The sequence below is a fragment of the Stappia sp. ABD4_338 genome, assembly GCF_056312175.1.
On record NZ_CM149982.1, the window covers coordinates 3,955,517 to 3,974,438 of the forward strand.

The following is an 18,922-nucleotide window of genomic DNA, read 5'->3' on the forward strand; positions in this document are numbered from 1 at the left end:
CTCAGCGGGACCGGCCGGGAAAGGTGCCGCTCAGGACCCGGCCGCCACGACCGGACCGCTGTCGAACAGGTAGCCGTCGAAATGCGGGTCATCCACGTCGGACAGGTCGAGCAGGGTGCGGCGCACGTTTTCAAGGTGCTGCCACATGGCCTGCCGCGCGCCGGCGGGATCGCGGGTCTGCAGGGCGGCGAGGATACGGCCGTGATCCTCGAGCCACTTCTTGCGGTAACCGCCGTCGAAGATGCGCGCGTGAAGCCTGGCCCACATGGGGCTCTGCTCGCGCTTGCGCCACAGTTCGTCGATCATATCGACGAGCACGCCGTTCTGCGTCGCCTCGGCGATGAGGTGATGGAACAGTTCGTCGCCGGAATAATCGCCCGTGTTCTCCTCGATGGCGCGGCGCTCCATTTCCAGCGCCTCGCGCATGCGCAGGATGTCGGCCTTGGTCACCATGGTGGCGGCGAAGGCGGCGATCGAGCTTTCCAGCACCTGCCGCGCCTGCAGCAGTTCGAAAGGACCGATGTCCGCGCGCGCGGCCTGGGCCTCGCCGGAGGGCAGACGGGCGACATAGATGCCCGAGCCCTTGCGCACGTCCACGAGCCCCTCGATCTCCAGCATGATGACCGCCTCGCGCACCAGCGAGCGGCTGACGCCCATCTCCTCGGAGATCTGGCGCTCCGTCTTCAGCCGGTCGCCAACGCCATAGGCGCCGGAGGCCAGATCGTCCCTCAGGGCGTCCGCCACCTCCTCGTAGCGGCGCCTGGCCGGTGTATCGCTCATGCGGTTTCCTCCCGCGCTACATCCGCGGCCTGCGCGTCACGCACCGCATCGTCCTCGCGACGCTCGGCGTAATAGGCGGCAAGCACGTCGAAAGGCTTCTTCCGCGTCGCCTTGTCGGCCGCGATCAGGCCCTTCTTGTTGTATCCACGCTGGAATATATTTTGCCGGCGTTCGACACGAAAGTCATACAGGATCCAGGGCGACATGCCCTTGACGTAGTCGAGCGGGCGCAGCGTGGCGATCTGCTTCTCGTAGACCTCGGTCATATAGGCTTCGCTGAACAGGCCCCGCCTGGGCGCGCCCTCGCCGATGGCGCCGTCCGCGCCGGTCTCGGAGATCACCACCGGCTTGCCGGGGTTGGAATTGGCGCCGATGGCGACGAGGTCCTCGAAGTTCTCCTCGTACCAGCCGTAATACTCGTTGATGCCGATGACGTCGATGTGCTCGGCCAGCCGGTCCTCGATGCGGTTGCGCGCGTGATTGACCAGGCAGGCGGCGGAGGTGAGGCGGGTCGGGTCGAGCGCCTTCGCGGTGTCCGCGAGCCCCTTCATGAAGGCCAGCCGCGCATCCGTGTCCGGGTTTTCGTTGCCCACCGACCAGATAATGACGCTGGCGCGGTTGCGGTCGCGCTTCACCAGCTCGCAAAGCTGGTTGCGTGCGTCCTCGTAGGTGGCGGGATCGTCGAAGGCGATCGCCCAGTAGACCGGGATCTCCTCCCACAGCAGGAAGCCCATCTCGTCGGCGATCTCGGCGGCGCGCTCATGGTGGGGATAATGCGCAAGCCGCAGGTAGTTGCAATTGAGCTCGCGGGCGTGGGCGAAGCGCCGGCGCAGGTCCTCCTCGCTGGTGACCTTGCCGTGGACCGCGTCATCCTCGTGCACGGAAATGCCGCGCAGGAACAGCGCCTTGCCGTTGAGCCTGATCTCGTCGCCGACCCGCTCGATGCGGCGGAAGCCGACGCGATCGCTGACACTGTCCCCGCCCGCGGAAAGCCGCACGTCGTAGAGCTTCGGATTTTCCGGCGACCACAGTTCGGGGGCTGCCTCCAGCGTGACCTCGCCCCGCCCCCCGACGTCGAGGGGAATATCGCAGGCGATGCCGAGGCCGGCGATCTCAAGACGCGCGCTCGTCGCGCCCTCCACCTCGACCTCGGCGCGGATGCGGCTGTCGCTGCCGTCGGGCACCAGATGAACGAAGAGGTCGCGGATCACCGTCTTCGGCGTCTCGTAGAGCGCCACCTCGCGGTAGACGCCGCCGTAGTTGAACCAGTCGGTGTTGCGCATGGGCACGCGATCGAGCGTGCGCGCGTTGTTGACCATCAGCATGAGCCAGTTGCGGCCCTCGCGCAGGTGGTCGGTCAATTCGCAGAAGAAGGGCGTGGACCCGCCGACGTGATTGCCCAGGAACACACCGTTCAGGAAGACCTTGCAATCGTACTGGGCGGCACCGACGCGCAGGAAGCGGCGCTTGCCGTCCTGCGGCGTGCCGACGTCGAGCGGGCGGGTGTACCAGGCGGAGCCCTCGAAGAAGTACCACTTCTCCTTCAGCATCTGCCAGCAGGAGGGCACCGGGACGGTCTCTCCCTCGTAAGGATCGTAGTCCCAGGGCTCGGCGCGTTCTTCCGCGGCCATGGGTTCCATGGCGAACCACTTCTGGCGCAGTCCGGTGTCGAGCAGGTCGACGCAGAAGTTCCAGTCGCCGTCGAGGCTGATCCCGCTTCGGCCACCGGTGAAGATCATGGTGGAGCTGTTCAGCGTGCGGGTGTCGTAGGGCCGCCCGTAGTCCTCGTCATGCAGGCACTGCAGCGCGTTCTCGGCAAGGGGAGAGCGTTCGAGCACGGCAAGGTCTCCGGTGTTTGTATCGAGGAAAACGGCACGATGCGACGCGACGACGCCGACCCTTCAGCGTCTCGGCGCGGTGTCCGGGAAACCGGCCGCGGCGTGACGCCGCGGCCGGATGCGGGTGGACGGCGGGCGCAAGCGCCTCGGGCCGTCCGGTCCCGGGAGGACCCTGTCCCTTTCGGGGATCGGGTTCGGCGCGGCCTTACTCGGCCGCCGCCTTGATGCGCTCGATCAGGTCGGCGACGCGCGGCGAGGCCTTGGCGGCTTCCTCGTGCATCGGCAGGACCTTCTCGACGAACGGCGCCTTGTCGACCTCGATGAACTTCACGCCGAGCTCGTTCTTGGCCTGCTCGATGCCCTCGGCAACCTGCTTGTTCCAGTTGTCGCGGTGGAAGTCCATGGACTCGCGGGCGGCCTCCTTGAGGGCCTTCCGTTCTTCCTCGGACAGCGAATCCCAGGTCTGGGTGGAGATCATCACCACCGACGGGATCATCGTGTGTTCGTCGTTGGAATAGACCTTGGCAACTTCACCGTGACGGGCGGAGGTGAGGGCGAGCGGGTTGTTTTCCGCGCCGTCGACCACGCCCTGCTGAAGCGCGCTGTAAAGCTCGCCCCAGGCGATCGGCGTCGGGCTGCCGCCGAGCAGTTCGACCATGCGGATCGCCGACGGGCTCGGCTGGACGCGGATCTTCATGCCCTCGAGATCGGCCGGCGAGTTGATCTCCTTGTTGGCATAGAAGGAGCGCGCGCCCTCGACGTAGAAGGCCACGCCGATGAAGCCCTTGTCGCGCGAGGAGGCGAGGATGTCGTCGCCGATCTCACCGGACAGGACCTTGTAGTAGTGGTCCTCGTTGGCGAAGATGAAAGGCAGGTTGAGCGCCGCGTAGGACTCCTCGAACGCCTCGAGCTCGCTGGCGTTGGAGCGGGCCATGTCGAGCGAGCCGTTCTGCATCAGCTCCATGGACTCGCGCTGGTTGCCGAGCTGGGCGTTGGCGTAGACGCGGACCTTGAGGTCGCCGTCGGTCAGTTCGTTGACGCGATCGGCCATGAACTCCAGCGACTTGTGAAGCGGATGGTCCTCGGGGTTGTTGTGGTTCAGCTTGAGCGTGCGGGCCTCGGCGGTCGAGGCGAGGGCAGCAATGAGAGCCGCGCCGGCAAGCGCAGCGATGCCACGGGACATGCGCATGTGGAATACCTCCCGAAATTGGTCCGGCCAGTTGGTTCCCGGAGGGGCCTCCCCACGCCGGGTCCTGCCTCCCGGCGGCCCCGCCCGCGGCCGGAGGACCGGGACAGCGTGCCGAGATGACCGGTTTCTTGATCCCGCCACGGCCAGGAACGACGCGCGGCGCGGAGTGAAAACGCGCCCGGACGGAGATCGACCCGCCGGACCCGTAGCAAAGGATGGCCACGCCGGACGACATGTCAACCAGTTTTGGAAATTGGTTGACCAATTTTGTCGAATGGGCAATGTGAAGCCAACAAGACATGAGAACCCGGCGGTCGTGAGACCTGCCGGATGGGGAGGAAATGCGTGGCCCCGGCCGATCCCGCCGGCGGACCCGCAGCAGATGGAGGCCCCGCCATGGTGGGACTGAAGGCCCGCGTCGACAGGACGCTCGGCTGGCTTATCTCGCTCGTCTTCGCGGTGCTCGTGGCCTGTGTGGTCTGGCAGGTGGTGTCGCGCTACGTGCTTGGCACGCCCAGCACCGTGACCGACGAACTGGCCCGGTTCCTGTTCATGTGGACCGGCCTCGTGGGCGCCGCCTACACGCTCGGGCAGCGCCGGCACCTGGCCATCGACGCCCTGCCGCTGATGCTCGGTCCCGAGCGCGCGCGCTACCTCGACATGCTCGTCATGCTGCTCATCATGGGCTTCGCACTGGTCGTCATGATCTACGGCGGCGCCGACCTGATGACGCGCACGCTCTCCACCGGCCAGTTGTCTCCGGCGCTGCGGCTGCCCATGGGCTGGGTCTACGGCGCGATCCCCTTTGCCGGCGCCATGATCGTCTTCTACTGCCTGTATTTCCTGGTCGCGCTGGCGCGCGGCGAAACGTTCCACCAGGGCCCCGACGAGGAGCCCGCCGGCGGAATAGCGACCGACGCTTCGCGCGACTGAGGACCCCGACATGGATGAATTGCAGAGCGCCCTGACCCTTTTCGGCGTCTTCGCCTTCCTCATGGTGATCGGCGTGCCGATCGCCTTCGCCATCGGCATCGCGACCGTTTGCACCTTCCTGCTGTTCATGACGTTCGACCAGTCGGTCTACATCACCGCACAGCAGATGGCCTCCGGCCTCGACAGCTTCACGCTGCTGGCCATCCCCTTCTTCATCCTTGCCGGCAACATCATGAACCGCGGCGGCATCGCGCTGCGGCTCATCGAGTTCGCCAAGGTGCTCGGCGGCCGCCTGCCCGGCGCGCTCGCCCACTGCAACGTGCTGGCGAACATGATGTTCGGCTCGATTTCCGGATCGGCCGTCGCCTCGGCGGCGGCCGTGGGCGGCGTCATGTCGCCGCTGCAGAAGAAGGAAGGCTACGACCCGGCCTATTCGGCCGCCGTCAACATCGCCTCCTGCCCCACCGGCCTTCTCATTCCGCCGTCGACCACCTTCATCGTCTATTCGCTCATCACCAACGGCACCTCGATCGCCGCCCTGTTCGTGGCCGGTTACGTGCCCGGCATCCTGATGGGTCTCGGGCTGATGACGGTGGCCGGCATCATCGCCAAGAAACGCGGCTACCCCGTCGCCCCGCGCCCCTCCATGCGCGAGGTGGCCCAGCGCACGGCGGATGCCATCCTGCCGCTCGGGCTGATCGTCATCGTCATGGGCGGCATCATCGGCGGCATCTTCACCGCGACCGAGGCGTCCGCCGCCGCCGTGGTCTACACGCTGTTCCTGGCACTCGTCGTCTATCGCGAGATCGGCGTGCGCGACCTTCCCGGCATCATCCTTGAATCCGCCGTCACCACCTCGATCGTGCTGCTGATGATCGGCTGTTCCATCGCCATGTCCAAGGTGATGGCCTTCGCCGACATCCCCTACACCGTCTCCGACGCGCTGCTGGCCATCTCCGAGAATCCGCTCGTCCTGCTGCTGGTCATCAACATCGCGCTGCTTGTCGTCGGCACCTTCATGGACATGACCCCCGCATTGCTGATCTTCACGCCGATCTTCCTTCCCGTGGTGAAGGATCTCGGCATGGATCCGGTGCATTTCGGCGTCGTGATGACCTTCAACCTGTGCATCGGCATCTGCACGCCGCCGGTGGGCTCGGCGCTCTTCGTCGGCTGTTCGGTGGCGAAGGTCTCCATCGGCCAGGTGCTCAAGCCTCTCATGCCCTTCTATGCGGTGCTCGCGGCGCTGCTGCTTCTGGTCACCTATGTGCCGGAAATCTCGCTCACGCTGCCGCGTCTCCTGCTCGGCTACTGAGCCGGGCCGCACACCGCAATCCGGACAGGTTCTATGAAAACGCTCAAATCCTTCACGCTCACGGCCCGGCTCGACGCCGGCATCGAGCTTCTCGTGGACGGTCGGCACCGGATGCAGGTGCTGGTGCTGGAAGACGCGCTGTGGCGGGTTCTGCTGGCGCGAAACGGCGAGCTGCGGCTGGACCGCACCTGGTCGGTCGCGCCCGCTCTCGACCGGGGCGGGGACGACGTTCCCTTCGAGGGGCGCCCGCGCACGGACCTCTCCGGCTTTTCCTGCCCCGCCTTCACCCTCGTCGAGGGCGAGGACGGCAGCCTGACGCTGGAAACCGCCACGCTGCGCCTGACGATCGCGCAGCCGCTCACCTTCACATGGTCGGCGCGCCAGGCGGACGGCAGCTTCGCCACCTTCGCCAGCGAGCGCCCCACCGGCGCGGTCATGCTGGGCGTGAACGACAACGCCCACGGCCATTTCCTGCTGCGCCATCCGGGCGAGCGGGTCTACGGGCTCGGCGAGAAATCGGGCGACCTGGAGCGCTCGGGCCGGCGTTACGAGATGCGCAATCTCGACGCCATGGGCTATGACGCCCGCTCCACGGACCCGCTCTACAAACATGTGCCCGTCACCTTCACGGTGACCCCGGATGCCGGTGCCTACGGCCTGTTCTACGACAATCTGGCGAGCTGCTGGTTCGATCTCGGCAACGAGCTCGACAACTACCACAAGCCCTATCGCGCCTACCGCGCGACGGACGGCGACCTCGACTACTACATGAGCTGGTCGCCGGACCTTCTGGGGCTGGTAAAGGGGCACACGCGGCTGACCGGCGGCACGGCGTTTCCGCCGCTGTGGAGCCTGGGCTACTCCGGCTCCACCATGCATTACACCGACGCGCCGGACGCACAGGCCCGGCTCGAGGGATTCGTGCTCCTCGTCGCCGAGCACGACATTCCCTGCGACAGCTTCCAGCTCTCGTCCGGCTACACGTCCATCGGCCCCAAGCGCTACGTGTTCAACTGGAACCACGACAAGGTGCCGGACCCCAAGGCCATGTCGGCGGTCTTCGCCGAGGCCGGCCTGCATCTGGCGGCCAACATCAAGCCGTGCCTGCTGCAGGATCATCCCCGCTACGGCGAAGCGCAGGCGGCCGGTCTCTTCGTTCGCGACAGCGAGAGCGACACACCCGAACGCTCCTCCTTCTGGGACGACGAAGGCTCGCACCTCGATTTCACCAACCCGGCGACCGTCGACTGGTGGAAGGGGAACGTCACCTCCAAGCTGCTCGAGAACGGCATCGGCTCGACCTGGAACGACAACAACGAGTACGAGGTCTGGGACGCCTCGGCGCGCTGCAACGGGTTCGGCCGGGACATCGAGATCGGGCTCATCCGCCCGCTCATGCCGGTGCTGATGACGCGCGCGAGCCGCGACGCGCAGCTTGCCCATGCCCCGGACCGGCGTCCCTATCTGATTTCGCGCTCCGGCGCGCCGGGCCTGCAGCGCTACGCGCAGACCTGGTCGGGCGACAACCGCACCAGTTGGGACAGCTTGCGCTACAACATCCGCATGGGCCTCGGCATGTCGCTGTCCGGTCTCTACAACATCGGCCACGATGTCGGTGGGTTCGCCGGGCCCAAGCCCGGTCCGGAGCTGTTCGTGCGCTGGGTGCAGAACGGCATCTTCCACCCGCGCTTCACAATCCACTCGTGGAACGACGACCGTACGGTCAACGAGCCCTGGATGTATCCGGAGGTCACGCCGCTGGTGCGCGAGGCCATCCGCCTGCGCTACCGGCTGCTGCCCTATCTCTACACCGTGCTCTACAAGGCGGTGGTCGAGGCCGAGCCCATGCTCCGGCCGACCTTTCTCGACCATGACCACGACCCGGCGACCCATGTTGAGTGCGACGAGTTCCTCATCGGCCGCGATCTTCTGGTCGCGAGCGTCGTGGACGAGGGCGCCCGCACCCGCTCACTCCACCTGCCCGACAACGGCACGGGCTGGTGGGACTTTCATACCGGCATCCACCATCCCGGCGGGAGCGAGCTCACCCTGGACGTGGATCTCGCCTCCATGCCGCTCTTCGTGCGGGCCGGCGCGGCGATCCCGCTCGCCGAGGGTCTTTCGCGCGCCGATGCCGCACGGGACGGGACGCGTACGTGGCTCGTCTTCCCGGTTCCGGCGGCGCTGGACCAGGGCGATGCCCACGAAAGTCTCGAATATGCGGATGACGGTTTCGCCGCCGACGCGCTTGCGGGCAACCATGCTCTGACGCGGGCAGTGCTTTCCGGCGACGCGGATGTCGTGCGACTGGCGCTCACGCGCAAGGGCGGTTACCGGCCGGCGTTCGACACGGCCCGCGTCGTCCTGCCCGCCGGCGAGACCCGCTCGCTCGTGGTCAATGGCGAAACCGTTGACACCGACGCCCCGGTTCACATTCCGCACGAGGCCTGAGGGGTCCCTTCCGGAGAACGACAGGACGCCCGCCCCTTTTCGAACGGGCGGGCGTTTTCGTGTCAAACGCGCCTCACCCCGCGCGAACGGATGCAGACGCGGAAGAGGGCGAGGACGAGGGCGCAGCCACGGGAACACCCGCGCGACGGGCCTGCGCGCGCTGCCCGGCAATGATGCTCGCGAAGATCACCGCGATACCCGCCACCTGCAGGCCCGTCAGGGTCTCGCCCGCCAGCAGCAGCCCGAGCGCGACCGCCGTCACGGGACTGAGAAAGCCGAGCGGCGAAACGATGGCCGGTTCAAGCCGGGCCAGGCCGCGAAACCACACCAGATAGGTGAAGGCCGCCCCGATAAGTCCGAGATAGGCAAGGCCCGCAAGGTTCGCGGCGGTCACCGCCTCGGGAAGCGGGGCGAACGCCAACGCGGCGGGCAGAAGCAGCACGCCGCCGGCAACAAGCTGCCAGGCGGTGAAGGTCAGCGGCCCCGCCGGCGGCTGCCAGCGGCGCGAGAGCACGGTGCCCAGCGCCATGGAGGCCGCACCGCCAAGACCCGCGGCAAGGCCGAGCGGGTCGAGCGACGCGCCGGGCGTCAGGATGAGCATCGCGACGCCGCCAATGCCCGCAAGTGCGGCCAGGAAGGCGAGCGGCGCGACGCGCGTGCCCAGAAGAGGCCGCGAGAGCATCAGCACGAGAAGCGGCTGAACGGCACCGACCGTTGCCGCCACGCCACCGGGCAGCCGGTAGGCGGCGACGAACAGAAACGCCCAGAAGACCGAGAAGTTGAGCGCGCCCAGCAGGAACACCCTGGACCACCAGATCCCCCGAGGCATCTGGCGAACGAGAAGCAGCAGCAGCAGGCCTGCGGGCAGCGCGCGCAGGAAGGCGACGAGCAACGGGTGCCAGCCCGGCAGGAAGGTCGTCGCCACATAGTAGGAACTGCCCCAGATCGCCGGCGCGAGCGCCGTCAGGGCAATGTCTTTGGTCCGGTTCATCGGCACGTCTCCACTGGCGCGGTGCCCTAAGGAGAGGCCCGCGCATTTTATCTTGATCTCAAGATAATGAGATAAATCTTGACGTCAAGACATATGGACTTCGCTCGCCGGCGCCATTGTCCCAATCGGCTCTTGCGCCACCGCTATATATCCAATATTCTCGATATATCGATTAAATGCAGCGCCACCGGCGATCCGCCCGCCGCGATCGGAGGCCGAAATGTCCCAGGTCCACAACGTTCTCTTCCTGTGCACGGGCAACTCCGCCCGCTCGATCATGGCCGAGGCCATCCTGACGCGGGAGGGAGGAGGACGGTTCCGCGCGTTTTCCGCCGGCTCGCAGCCGAAGGGCGAGGTGCACCCCTTCGCCCTCGACCTCCTTGCCCGCGAGGGACATGACACGGCCTTCGCCCGCTCCAAGAGCTGGGAGGAATTCGCGACAGCCGACGCCCCCCGGATGGACTTCGTCTTCACGGTCTGCGACCAGGCCGCCTCGGAATCGTGCCCCGTGTGGCCCGGCCAGCCCATGACCGCCCACTGGGGCGTTCCGGATCCGGCCGCCGCCACCGGCAATGACGCCGAGCGCCGTTTCGCCTTCGCCGACGCCTACCGGATGCTGTCCACCCGCATTTCCATCTTCGTGAACCTGCCCATCGCCTCCCTCGACAGCCTGTCGCTTTCGCGTCGGCTCGACGAGATCGGCAAGGCGTGAGGCCGTCCTCCCCATCTCCTCCCGAACAAGAGCCCGCGACAGTCATGAGCGATACGACCACATCCCCCGCGCCCGGAATAAGCTTCTTCGAGAAGTGGCTGACCGCCTGGGTCACCGGCTGCATCATCGTCGGCATCCTGCTCGGCAAGGCCTTTCCCGGTGCCTTCGCCGCGCTCTCCGGCATGGAGGTCGCCAGCGTCAACATCCCCGTGGCCGTCCTGATCTGGCTCATGATCGTTCCCATGCTCATGAAGATCGACTTCACCGCGATGCTCCAGGTGGGCCGCCACTGGCGCGGCATCGGTGTCACCCTGCTCGCCAACTGGGCGATCAAGCCGTTCTCCATGGTCATCTTCGGCTGGCTGACGCTCGGCTGGCTGTTTCGCCCGCTGCTGCCCGAGGCCCAGATCGAGAGCTACATCGCCGGCCTGATCCTGCTCGGCGCCGCACCCTGCACGGCCATGGTCTTCGTCTGGAGCAACCTGACGCGCGGCGACCCCGCCTTCACGCTCAGCCAGGTGGCCCTCAACGACGCGATCATGGTCATCGCCTTCGCGCCCATCGTGGCGCTGCTTCTCGGCGTTTCCTCCATCGTCGTGCCCTGGGAAACGCTGCTGATCTCCGTGGCGCTGTTCATCGTCGTTCCGGTGATCGTGGCGCAGGTGCTGCGCTCGGCGCTGGGCGGTGGCGACGGGTCGCGCCTTGCCGATTTCACCCACGCTGTGCAGCCGTTCTCCATCGCCGCCCTGCTGCTCACCGTCGTGCTGCTCTTCGCCTTCCAGGGCGGACAGATCCTCGCGCAGCCCTCGGTGATCGGCCTGATCGCGGTGCCGATCTTCCTGCAGACGGTCTTCATCTTCGCCTTCGCCTATGTCCTCAACCGGACGATCGGCGAGGAGCACTGCATCGCGGGCCCCTCCGCCCTCATCGGCGCCAGCAATTTCTTCGAACTCGCCGTGGCGACCGCCATCAGTCTGTTCGGCATCAACTCGGGCGCGGCGCTCGCCACCGTCGTCGGCGTGCTCATCGAGGTCCCGGTGATGCTCGCCCTCGTCGCCGTGGTGAACCGTTCGCGCGGCTGGTACGAGCGCAATCCCGCCGTTTCCGCCCGCAACGCCGGCTGAGCCCGGCCGTTTTTCCATCGAGGCCCCCATGACCATCGTGATCCACCACAATCCCGACTGCGGCACCTCGCGCAACGTGCTGGAGATCATCCGCGCGGCCGGCGAGGAGCCCGTCGTCATTCCCTATCTGGACACCGGCTGGACGCGTCCCCAGCTTCTGGCGCTCTTCGCCGCGGCCGGCCTGACGCCGCGCACCGCTCTGCGCGAGACCAAGTCGCCGGCCGCCGATCTCGGCCTGCTCGGGGAGGGGGTGGCGGAGGACACAATCCTCGACGCCATGCTGGCGCATCCGGTTCTCGTCAACCGGCCCATCGTGTGCAGCCCGCGCGGCGTGCGCCTGTGCCGCCCCTCGGAAACCGTGCTCGACCTGCTCGACAGGATGCCCCCCGGTCCGCTTTCCAAGGAGGACGGAACGCTGGTCCTGGACGCGGAGGGCAACCGTGTCGGATGACCTGCCCCAGCTCGACGAGACGGCCTTCGCGCCCCTCGACGCGACGCGCCTGTTTCCCGCCAGCCGAAGCACCCATCCCCCGCGCCTGCTGCTCCTGACCGGATCGCTGCGCGAACGCAGCTATTCGCGTCTTCTGGCACAGGAGGCGGCACGCGTGCTCGCCCGTTTCGGCGCCGAGACGCGGTTCTTCGATCCGGCCGGCCTGCCGCTTCCCGACGGCGACGACGCCTCCCACCCGAAGGTGGCGGAACTGCGCGAGCTCGTCACCTGGTGCGAGGGTATGGTCTGGTGCTCGCCGGAGCGCCACGGCGCCATGTCGGCGGTGATGAAGGCCCAGATCGACTGGATCCCCCTGTCGCTTGGCGGCGTGCGCCCGACCCAGGGCAAGACGCTCGCGGTGATGCAGGTCTGCGGCGGCAGCCAGAGTTTCAACACCGTCAACCAGTTGCGCATCCTGGGGCGCTGGATGCGCCTGCTCACCATCCCCAACCAGTCGTCCGTGCCCAAGGCGTTCAACGAGTTCGACGAGGCAGGCCGCATGATCGCCTCGCCCTTCTTCGACCGCATGGTCGACGTGATGGAAGAGCTCGTCCGCTTCACATGGCTGACCCGCGACATCCGCGAGGCGCTCGTGGACCGTTATTCGGAACGCAAGGAAAGCCACGCGGAGCTGTCGGCACGCGTCAACCAGCGCCGGATCTGACCGCTCGCTGACACGTCCCGGGCGGGCTGGCGGCGCCGGCATTGTGTCTTGACGTCAAGACGCAGCGGCGGCGATATGGGGACATGGATCATGTCGAGCGCATCGTCGAGCAGTGGAACCGGGAGCGTCCCGACCTGGATGTGGCGCCCATGGCGCTCATCGGCCGTCTCGGCCGCCTTGCGCGCGCCTGGAGCCGGGAGATGGAGGCGACCTTCGCCCGCCACGGCCTCAATGCCGCAAGCTTCGACCTGCTGGCCACGCTGCGGCGGGCCGGACCTCCACACGCACTGTCCCCCGGCGCGCTGATCGAGGCGACGATGGTCACCTCGGGCACGATCACCAACCGCATCGACCGCCTCGTGGCGGCGGGCCTCGTCGAACGCAGGCCCAACCCTCAGGACGGACGGGGCTTTCTCGTGTCGCTGACGCCCGAGGGGTTCTCGCGCATCGACGCCTGCGTCACGGACCACGTGGCGACACAGGCGCGCCTCGTCGCCCCGCTCGACGCCGCCGACCGCGCGGCTCTCGAGGCCCTGCTGAGAAAGGCCGCCGGGACGACGTGAACGGCAACGCGCGGCGCGTTCACCGTTTCGTGCCCTGCCGTGTGGTTGCAACCTTCGCCCGTTGCTCCACATTCGCCCCACATATCCTTGTTCCGAATTTCCGGAGACAACTTCATGAGCAACGACAATACCTATGTGCCGCCCCGCATCTGGACGTGGGAAGCACCGAGCGGCGGCGCCTTCGCCAGCATCAACCGGCCGGTGTCCGGCGCGACCCACGACAAGGAGCTGCCCGTCGGCAAGCACCCCATGCAGCTGTATTCGCTGGGGACGCCGAACGGCCAGAAGGTGACCATCCTTCTCGAGGAGCTCCTGGCGGCCGGTCACACGGGCGCCGAATATGACGCCTGGCTGATCCGCATCGGCGACGGCGACCAGTTCGGCTCCGGCTTCGTGGAGGCCAATCCCAACTCCAAGATCCCGGCGCTCGTCGACCGCAGCGGCGCGGAGCCGGTGCGCGTGTTCGAATCCGGCGCGATCCTCATGCACCTGGCGGAAAAGTTCGGCGCCTTCATTCCCCAGGACCCGGCGAAGCGGGCGGAAATGCTGTCCTGGCTGTTCTGGCAGATGGGCTCGGCCCCCTTCGTGGGCGGCGGCTTCGGCCATTTCTACGCCTATGCGCCGGTGAAGCTCGAGTATCCCATCAACCGCTACGCCATGGAGACCAAGCGCCAGCTTGACGTGCTCGACAAGCGACTGGCCGAGACGCGCTTTGTCGCCGGCGACGACTACACCATCGCCGACATGGCGATCTGGCCGTGGTACGGCGGCCTCGTGAAGGGCTGGCTCTACGAGGCGGCGGAGTTCCTGCAGGTGTCGGACTACACCAACGTGCTGCGATGGGCCGACGAGATCCTGGCCCGTCCGGCGGTACAGCGCGGTCGCATGGTGAACCGCACGAGCGGCGATCCCGCGACGCAGCTTCACGAGCGCCACGACGCGTCGGACTTCGACACGAAGACACAGGACAAGATCGAGGCGGCAAAGGCCTGAAGCAGCCCCACACGCGCCTCACACGCAATCGCAACGACACGCAACACGACCGGCGGCGGGGGCAACCCTGCCGCCGGTTTGTATGCGCAGCCCAAAGCTCACGACCAGGGACCGTGGCTTCGGGACAACGGAGATACGGCGGGAAAAGCAGTGGCGCACCCGACAGGATTCGAACCTGTGACCTCTGCCTTCGGAGGGCAGCGCTCTATCCAGCTGAGCTACGGGTGCTTCGGGGCCATAAGGCCCTGAGCGGCGCGCCATGGCGCGGCATCTGGCGAACGGATAGCCGATCCGCCCATGCGAGGCAACGGTTTTTCGTCCGCGCGGGCCGAACGACACCGCGCTCCGCACGGCCGGGGGAAAGCGCTTCGGCCCGGCGCCTGCGGACGTCCACCTCCAGACGGAGGCGCAAGGAGCGGTGCGATATCCTCGTCGTCCCTTGCGGTTTCAGCAGAGGACGGGGCCGCTCAGAGCTCGAAGCCGAGCAGCTTGCCCACCGTGAAGACGTCCTTGTCGCCACGCCCGCACAGGTTCATGACGATGATCTGCTCCTTGTCCATCTTCGGGGCCAGCTTCACCACCTGGGCCAGCGCGTGCGCCGGCTCCAGCGCGGGAATGATGCCCTCCAGACGGGTCAGCAGCTTGAACGCCTCCAGCGCCTCGTTGTCGGTGATCGGCACGTAATTGACGCGTCCCGTCTCCTTCAGCCAGGAATGCTCGGGACCGATGCCGGGATAGTCGAGGCCGGCGGAAATCGAGTGTCCCTCGAGGATCTGGCCATCGTCGTCCTGCAGCAGATAGGTGCGGTTGCCATGCAGGACGCCCGGCTTGCCGGCGTTGAGCGAGGCGCAGTGCTCATTCCCCTCCAGGCCGTGGCCGCCCGCCTCGACGCCCCAGATCTCCACCCCCGTGTCGTCCAGGAAGGGATGGAACAGGCCGATGGCGTTGGACCCGCCGCCCACCGCGGCGACGATGGCGTCGGGAAGCCGTCCCTCGGCCGCCATGATCTGCTCGCGCGTCTCCGTTCCGATCACCGACTGGAAGTCGCGCACCATCTCCGGATAGGGATGCGGGCCCGCCGCCGTGCCGATGAGGTAATAGGTGTCGGCGACATTGGTCACCCAGTCGCGCAGCGCCTCGTTCATGGCGTCCTTGAGCGTACCGGCCCCCGCCGTCACCGGCACGACCTCCGCGCCCAGCAGCTTCATGCGGAAGACATTGGGCGCCTGGCGCTCCACGTCGGTCGCGCCCATGTAGACCACGCAGGGCAGGCCGAACCGCGCGCAGACGGTCGCCGTGGCGACTCCGTGCTGGCCGGCGCCGGTCTCGGCAATGATCCGCGTCTTGCCCATGCGCATGGCCAGGAGGATCTGGCCGAGGCAGTTGTTGATCTTGTGGCTGCCCGTGTGGTTCAGCTCGTCACGCTTGAAGTAGACCTTGGCGCCGCCGAGCTCCTGGGTCAGCCTTTCGGCAAAATAGAGCGGCGAGGGCCGGCCGGTGTAATGGGCGTTGAGCTGGTCGATCTCGCCCTGGAAGGCCGGGTCCGCCTTGGCGTCCTCATAGGCCTTTTCCAGGTCCAGGATCAGCGGCATCAGCGTCTCGGCAACGTAGCGGCCGCCGAAAATGCCGAAATGACCGCGCTCGTCCGGGCCGGTGCGGTAGCTGTTCGCCTTCGCCGTGCTGCCGATCGTCATCCTGTCCGTCCCTTCTGGGCGGTCCCTGCCGCCTGATGTTCCATGTCCTGCGCGGCCCGCGCGGCCGCCACGAACTCCCGGATCCGGCCCGCGTCCTTGACGCCCCGCGCACGCTCGACTCCGGAGGAGACGTCGACATCGCGCAGGCCGCTCGTTTTCAGCGCAAGCCCGACGGACGCCGCGTCGAGACCACCCGAAAGCATGAGCGGAACCCCGAGGTCAAGGCCCGCGAGCAGCCGCCAGTCAAAGCTTACCCCGTTGCCGCCGGGAATGTCGGACCCTTTCGGCGGCCTGGCGTCGAAGAGAAGCCGGTCGACCACGGCCGCATAGGGCGTCGCGCGGGCAATGTCCTCCGGCTCCGAGATGCCCAGCGCCTTCATCACCTTCACTCCGAAGCGCGCCTTCAGCCCGGCGCAACGCTCCAGGCTCTCGCTCCCGTGAAGCTGGAGCCAGTCGGGCCGCACCCGCTCCATGATGGCGGAAACCGTCGCGTCGTCCGCGTTGACGGTCAGCGCGACGATCTCCGGGCGCGGGGGGCCAAAGGCGCGGATGCGCGCGGCAAGATCGGCGGCCCGCTCCAGATCCACATGACGCGGGCTCTTTTCGAAGAAGACGAGCCCGATCATGTCGGCGCCGGCGTCGAGCGCGGCCACCAGCGTTTCCGGTTCCGACAGACCGCAGATCTTGACCAGACCGTTCATCCGCCCCGCCTCACGTCACGTTGTAGGCGGCGATCGCCGCCATGTTGACGATGTCGCTGTCCTTGGCGCCGATGGGCAGGATCTGCACCGCCTTGTCGAGGCCGACGAGCAGGGGACCGATCACGGTCGAGCCGCCCAGTTCCTGCAGCATCTTGGTGGAGATGGAGGCCGAGTGGAACGCCGGCATGACCAGCACATTGGCCGGTCCCGTCAGGCGGCAGAACGGATAGGCCGCCATCTTGTCCATGTTCAGCGCCACGTCCGCGCCCATCTCGCCGTCGTACTCGAAGTCGACGCGGCGCCGGTCGAGGATCTTCACCGCCTCGATGACCTTCTCCGAACGCTCGCTCCTGGGATGGCCGAAGGTGGAATAGGCGAGCATGGCGACGCGCGGCTCGTAGCCAAGCCGCCGCGCCACATGGGCCGCCTCCTCGGCGATGTCGGCAAGCTCCTCCGAGGTAGGCATGTCGATCACCGCCGTGTCGGCGACAAGCACGGTGCGTCCACGGCAAAGCGCCAGCGACACGCCGATGACCCGGTGGCCGGGCTTGGTGTCGACCACGTTGCGCACCGTGTCGAGGGCGACGGAATAATTGCGCGTCAGGCCGGTCACCATGGCGTCGGCATCGCCGCGCGCCACCATGATCGCGCCCCAGTAGTTGCGGTCGTTGTTCACCAGCCGCTGGCAGTCGCGGAAGAGATAGCCGCGCCGCTGCAGGCGGGAGTACAGGAAGTCGGCATAATCCGCGTTGCGGGTGGAAAGGCGCGCGTTGAGAATGCGGATCCCGCCACGCTCCAGGTCGATGCCGGCGGCATGGGCGACCTCGCGCACCTCATCCTCGCGGCCGATCAGGATCGCCTCGCCCAGCCCCTGGTTGACGAAGCTCGCCGCCGCGCGGATCACCGGCTCCTCCTCGCCTTCCGCGAAGACCACGCGCTTGGGCTGCTGGCGCACCTTGGAGAAGATGCGCTGCAACGTGCCGGCCACCGGATCGCGGCGGGCGGACAGCTGCTCGCGGTAGCGGTCCATGTCGACAATGGGCCGGCGGGCGACGCCGGTTTCCATCGCCGCCTGGGCCACCGCCGGCGGAATGGTGGAGATCAGGCGCGGATCGAAGGGCACCGGGATGATGTACTCGGGACCGAACTTCGGACGCGATCCGCGATAGGCGGCGGCGACCTCGTCCGGCACTTCCTCGCGGGCAAGCTCGGCCAGCGCGCGGGCGCAGGCGATCTTCATCGCGTCGTTGATCTCGGTCGCCTGCACGTCGAGCGCGCCACGGAAGATGTAGGGAAAGCCGAGGACGTTGTTGACCTGGTTGGGATAGTCGGAGCGGCCCGTGGCGACGATGGCGTCGTCGCGGATGCCGTGGGCCTCCTCCGGTGTGATCTCCGGATCCGGGTTGGCCATGGCGAAGATGACCGGGTTCGGCGCCATCACCTTCAGCATGTCCTCGGTAAGCGCGCCCTTGACCGACACGCCGAGGAAGACGTCGGCTCCCTTGAGCGCGTCATAGAGGCTGCGGGCGTCCGTCTCCACCGCGTGGGCGGACTTCCACTGGTTCATGCCCTCGGCGCGGCCCTTGTAGATCACGCCCTTGGTGTCGCACAGGATGACGTTGTCGTGGGGAACGCCCAGCGCCTTGGCGAGCTCGATGCAGGCGATGCCGGCGGCGCCGGCGCCGTTGCACACGATGCGGGTGTCCTTGATGTCGCGCCCGGTCAGGTGCAGCGCGTTGATCAAGCCCGCCACCGCGATAATCGCCGTGCCGTGCTGGTCGTCGTGGAAGACGGGGATGTCCATCAGCTCGCGCAGGCGCTGCTCGATGATGAAGCAGTCCGGCGCCTTGATGTCCTCGAGGTTGATGCCGCCGAACGACGGGCCGAGGTAGCGCACGGAGTTGACGAAGGCGTCGACGTCCTCGGTGTCGACCTCGAGGTCGATGGAATCCACGTCGGCGAAGCGCTTGAACAGGACGGCCTTGCCTTCCATCACCGGCTTGGAGGCGAGCGCGCCGAGATTGCCGAGCCCCAGGATCGCGGTGCCGTTGGAGATCACGCCGACCAGATTGCCGCGCGTGGTGTAATCGAAGGCAAGGGTCGGGTCCTCGGCGATGGCACGCACGGGAACGGCAACGCCCGGCGAATACGCCAGCGACAGGTCACGTTGGGTCGCCATGGGCTTGGTGGGGGAGATCTCCAGCTTGCCGGGCCGTCCCTGCTGATGGAACTGCAGCGCCTCCTGCTCCGTGAAACTGACGCTGCTCTTGCCCGATTTGTCCGTCACCGGCATGTCGCTCCCTTCCCGTGTGGTCTTGCCGCCGACCGCCGGCGGAGGGAGACCTTATCCCCGGAAAATTCAGGCCTCAAGCCGGGTTCCGGACCTCGGGCACCGGAAAGACGGGCACAAGTTTGATAGAAGGGCCGCAGCGGGCGGCTCCCGCCGCCTCCCCCGATTTCGCGCAACGCCAATTTGATCTAGGG

The 18,922-nt window shown here is 67.2% G+C and carries 16 protein-coding genes and 1 tRNA gene; 9 read left to right on the top strand and 8 right to left on the bottom strand.

Annotated elements, in window-relative coordinates; translation table 11 throughout:
* Positions 1-30: 30 nt before the first annotated feature.
* The 3 genes from ACYX4S_RS17690 to ACYX4S_RS17700 form a co-directional block, all read right to left on the bottom strand.
* Positions 31-780, bottom strand: a complete 750-nt coding sequence (locus tag ACYX4S_RS17690; RefSeq protein ID WP_293717441.1) for an FCD domain-containing protein — start codon at positions 778-780, stop codon at positions 31-33.
* Complete coding sequence (locus ACYX4S_RS17695) at positions 777-2,618, bottom strand: glycoside hydrolase family 2 protein (RefSeq protein ID WP_476361154.1); 1,842 nt, start codon at positions 2,616-2,618, stop codon at positions 777-779. The genes ACYX4S_RS17690 and ACYX4S_RS17695 overlap by 4 nt, the downstream gene beginning before the upstream one ends.
* Before the next feature lie 205 nt (positions 2,619-2,823).
* On the bottom strand, positions 2,824-3,807 hold the full coding sequence (locus ACYX4S_RS17700) for a TRAP transporter substrate-binding protein (protein ID WP_293717437.1): 984 nt from the start codon (positions 3,805-3,807) through the stop codon (positions 2,824-2,826).
* Positions 3,808-4,203: 396 nt separating this feature from the next.
* Here ACYX4S_RS17700 and ACYX4S_RS17705 point away from each other — a divergent pair, with 396 nt between their 5' ends.
* Genes ACYX4S_RS17705 through ACYX4S_RS17715 form a run of 3 tightly spaced genes read left to right on the top strand, consistent with a single transcriptional unit; the run spans position 4,204 to position 8,506 of the window.
* Positions 4,204-4,740 carry a TRAP transporter small permease gene (locus tag ACYX4S_RS17705; RefSeq protein WP_293717435.1) on the top strand — a complete coding sequence of 179 codons (537 nt, stop codon included), beginning with the start codon at positions 4,204-4,206 and terminating at the stop codon, positions 4,738-4,740.
* 10 nt (positions 4,741-4,750) lie between these two features.
* Complete coding sequence (locus ACYX4S_RS17710) at positions 4,751-6,055, top strand: TRAP transporter large permease (protein WP_293717434.1); 1,305 nt, start codon at positions 4,751-4,753, stop codon at positions 6,053-6,055.
* A 33-nt stretch (positions 6,056-6,088) separates the two neighbouring features.
* The gene (locus ACYX4S_RS17715) at positions 6,089-8,506 is read left to right on the top strand and encodes a glycoside hydrolase family 31 protein (RefSeq protein WP_476361155.1); all 2,418 of its coding nucleotides are present in this window, start codon (positions 6,089-6,091) and stop codon (positions 8,504-8,506) included.
* 73 nt (positions 8,507-8,579) lie between these two features.
* On the opposite strand, the gene ACYX4S_RS17720 is transcribed toward ACYX4S_RS17715, so the two are convergent.
* Positions 8,580-9,497 carry an EamA family transporter gene (locus ACYX4S_RS17720; protein WP_476361156.1) on the bottom strand — a complete coding sequence of 306 codons (918 nt, stop codon included), beginning with the start codon at positions 9,495-9,497 and terminating at the stop codon, positions 8,580-8,582.
* Positions 9,498-9,717: 220 nt separating this feature from the next.
* Here ACYX4S_RS17720 and ACYX4S_RS17725 point away from each other — a divergent pair, with 220 nt between their 5' ends.
* The 6 genes from ACYX4S_RS17725 to yghU all read left to right on the top strand — a co-directional run bounded on the left by ACYX4S_RS17725 (position 9,718) and on the right by yghU (position 14,043).
* Positions 9,718-10,209, top strand: coding sequence for an arsenate reductase ArsC (locus ACYX4S_RS17725; protein ID WP_476361157.1), 492 nt, complete (start codon positions 9,718-9,720; stop codon positions 10,207-10,209).
* A gap of 77 nt (positions 10,210-10,286) precedes the next feature.
* On the top strand, positions 10,287-11,333 hold the full coding sequence (gene arsB / locus ACYX4S_RS17730) for an ACR3 family arsenite efflux transporter (RefSeq protein ID WP_476362888.1): 1,047 nt from the start codon (positions 10,287-10,289) through the stop codon (positions 11,331-11,333).
* 28 nt (positions 11,334-11,361) lie between these two features.
* The gene (locus tag ACYX4S_RS17735) at positions 11,362-11,784 is read left to right on the top strand and encodes an arsenate reductase family protein (RefSeq protein ID WP_293717430.1); all 423 of its coding nucleotides are present in this window, start codon (positions 11,362-11,364) and stop codon (positions 11,782-11,784) included.
* Positions 11,774-12,487, top strand: coding sequence for an arsenical resistance protein ArsH (gene arsH / locus ACYX4S_RS17740; protein ID WP_476361158.1), 714 nt, complete (start codon positions 11,774-11,776; stop codon positions 12,485-12,487). Before ACYX4S_RS17735 ends, arsH begins: the two co-directional genes overlap by 11 nt.
* 83 nt (positions 12,488-12,570) lie before the next feature.
* Positions 12,571-13,050 carry a MarR family winged helix-turn-helix transcriptional regulator gene (locus ACYX4S_RS17745; protein ID WP_476361159.1) on the top strand — a complete coding sequence of 160 codons (480 nt, stop codon included), beginning with the start codon at positions 12,571-12,573 and terminating at the stop codon, positions 13,048-13,050.
* A 114-nt stretch (positions 13,051-13,164) separates the two neighbouring features.
* Complete coding sequence (yghU, locus tag ACYX4S_RS17750; RefSeq protein WP_422070104.1) at positions 13,165-14,043, top strand: glutathione-dependent disulfide-bond oxidoreductase; 879 nt, start codon at positions 13,165-13,167, stop codon at positions 14,041-14,043.
* 151 nt (positions 14,044-14,194) lie between these two features.
* On the opposite strand, the gene ACYX4S_RS17755 is transcribed toward yghU, so the two are convergent.
* The 4 genes from ACYX4S_RS17755 to ACYX4S_RS17770 all read right to left on the bottom strand — a co-directional run bounded on the left by ACYX4S_RS17755 (position 14,195) and on the right by ACYX4S_RS17770 (position 18,731).
* A tRNA-Arg gene (locus tag ACYX4S_RS17755) sits at positions 14,195-14,271 on the bottom strand.
* Positions 14,272-14,510: 239 nt separating this feature from the next.
* Positions 14,511-15,737 carry a tryptophan synthase subunit beta gene (gene trpB / locus ACYX4S_RS17760; RefSeq protein WP_293717426.1) on the bottom strand — a complete coding sequence of 409 codons (1,227 nt, stop codon included), beginning with the start codon at positions 15,735-15,737 and terminating at the stop codon, positions 14,511-14,513.
* A complete protein-coding gene (locus ACYX4S_RS17765; protein WP_476361160.1) occupies positions 15,734-16,438 on the bottom strand; it encodes a phosphoribosylanthranilate isomerase in 705 nt (234 codons plus the stop codon). Before ACYX4S_RS17765 ends, trpB begins: the two co-directional genes overlap by 4 nt.
* A gap of 10 nt (positions 16,439-16,448) precedes the next feature.
* Positions 16,449-18,731 (bottom strand): NADP-dependent malic enzyme, encoded by a 2,283-nt coding sequence (locus ACYX4S_RS17770; RefSeq protein ID WP_293717424.1) that lies wholly within the window; start codon positions 18,729-18,731, stop codon positions 16,449-16,451.
* Between the last annotated feature and the right edge of the window lie 191 nt (positions 18,732-18,922).

Bases quoted from the DNA above. Each gene is read 5' to 3' on its own strand.
- ACYX4S_RS17715 (WP_476361155.1), top strand. From the start codon at position 6,089: ATGAAAACGCTCAAATCCTTCACGCTCACGGCCCGGCTCGACGCCGGC.
- ACYX4S_RS17770 (WP_293717424.1), bottom strand. From the start codon at position 18,731: ATGCCGGTGACGGACAAATCGGGCAAGAGCAGCGTCAGTTTCACGGAG.
- ACYX4S_RS17700 (WP_293717437.1), bottom strand. From the start codon at position 3,807: ATGCGCATGTCCCGTGGCATCGCTGCGCTTGCCGGCGCGGCTCTCATT.
- ACYX4S_RS17705 (WP_293717435.1), top strand. From the start codon at position 4,204: ATGGTGGGACTGAAGGCCCGCGTCGACAGGACGCTCGGCTGGCTTATC.
- ACYX4S_RS17765 (WP_476361160.1), bottom strand. From the start codon at position 16,438: ATGAACGGTCTGGTCAAGATCTGCGGTCTGTCGGAACCGGAAACGCTG.
- ACYX4S_RS17735 (WP_293717430.1), top strand. From the start codon at position 11,362: ATGACCATCGTGATCCACCACAATCCCGACTGCGGCACCTCGCGCAAC.
- trpB (WP_293717426.1), bottom strand. From the start codon at position 15,737: ATGACGATCGGCAGCACGGCGAAGGCGAACAGCTACCGCACCGGCCCG.
- ACYX4S_RS17710 (WP_293717434.1), top strand. From the start codon at position 4,751: ATGGATGAATTGCAGAGCGCCCTGACCCTTTTCGGCGTCTTCGCCTTC.
- ACYX4S_RS17725 (WP_476361157.1), top strand. From the start codon at position 9,718: ATGTCCCAGGTCCACAACGTTCTCTTCCTGTGCACGGGCAACTCCGCC.
- yghU (WP_422070104.1), top strand. From the start codon at position 13,165: ATGAGCAACGACAATACCTATGTGCCGCCCCGCATCTGGACGTGGGAA.
- ACYX4S_RS17745 (WP_476361159.1), top strand. From the start codon at position 12,571: ATGGATCATGTCGAGCGCATCGTCGAGCAGTGGAACCGGGAGCGTCCC.
- ACYX4S_RS17690 (WP_293717441.1), bottom strand. From the start codon at position 780: ATGAGCGATACACCGGCCAGGCGCCGCTACGAGGAGGTGGCGGACGCC.
- ACYX4S_RS17720 (WP_476361156.1), bottom strand. From the start codon at position 9,497: ATGAACCGGACCAAAGACATTGCCCTGACGGCGCTCGCGCCGGCGATC.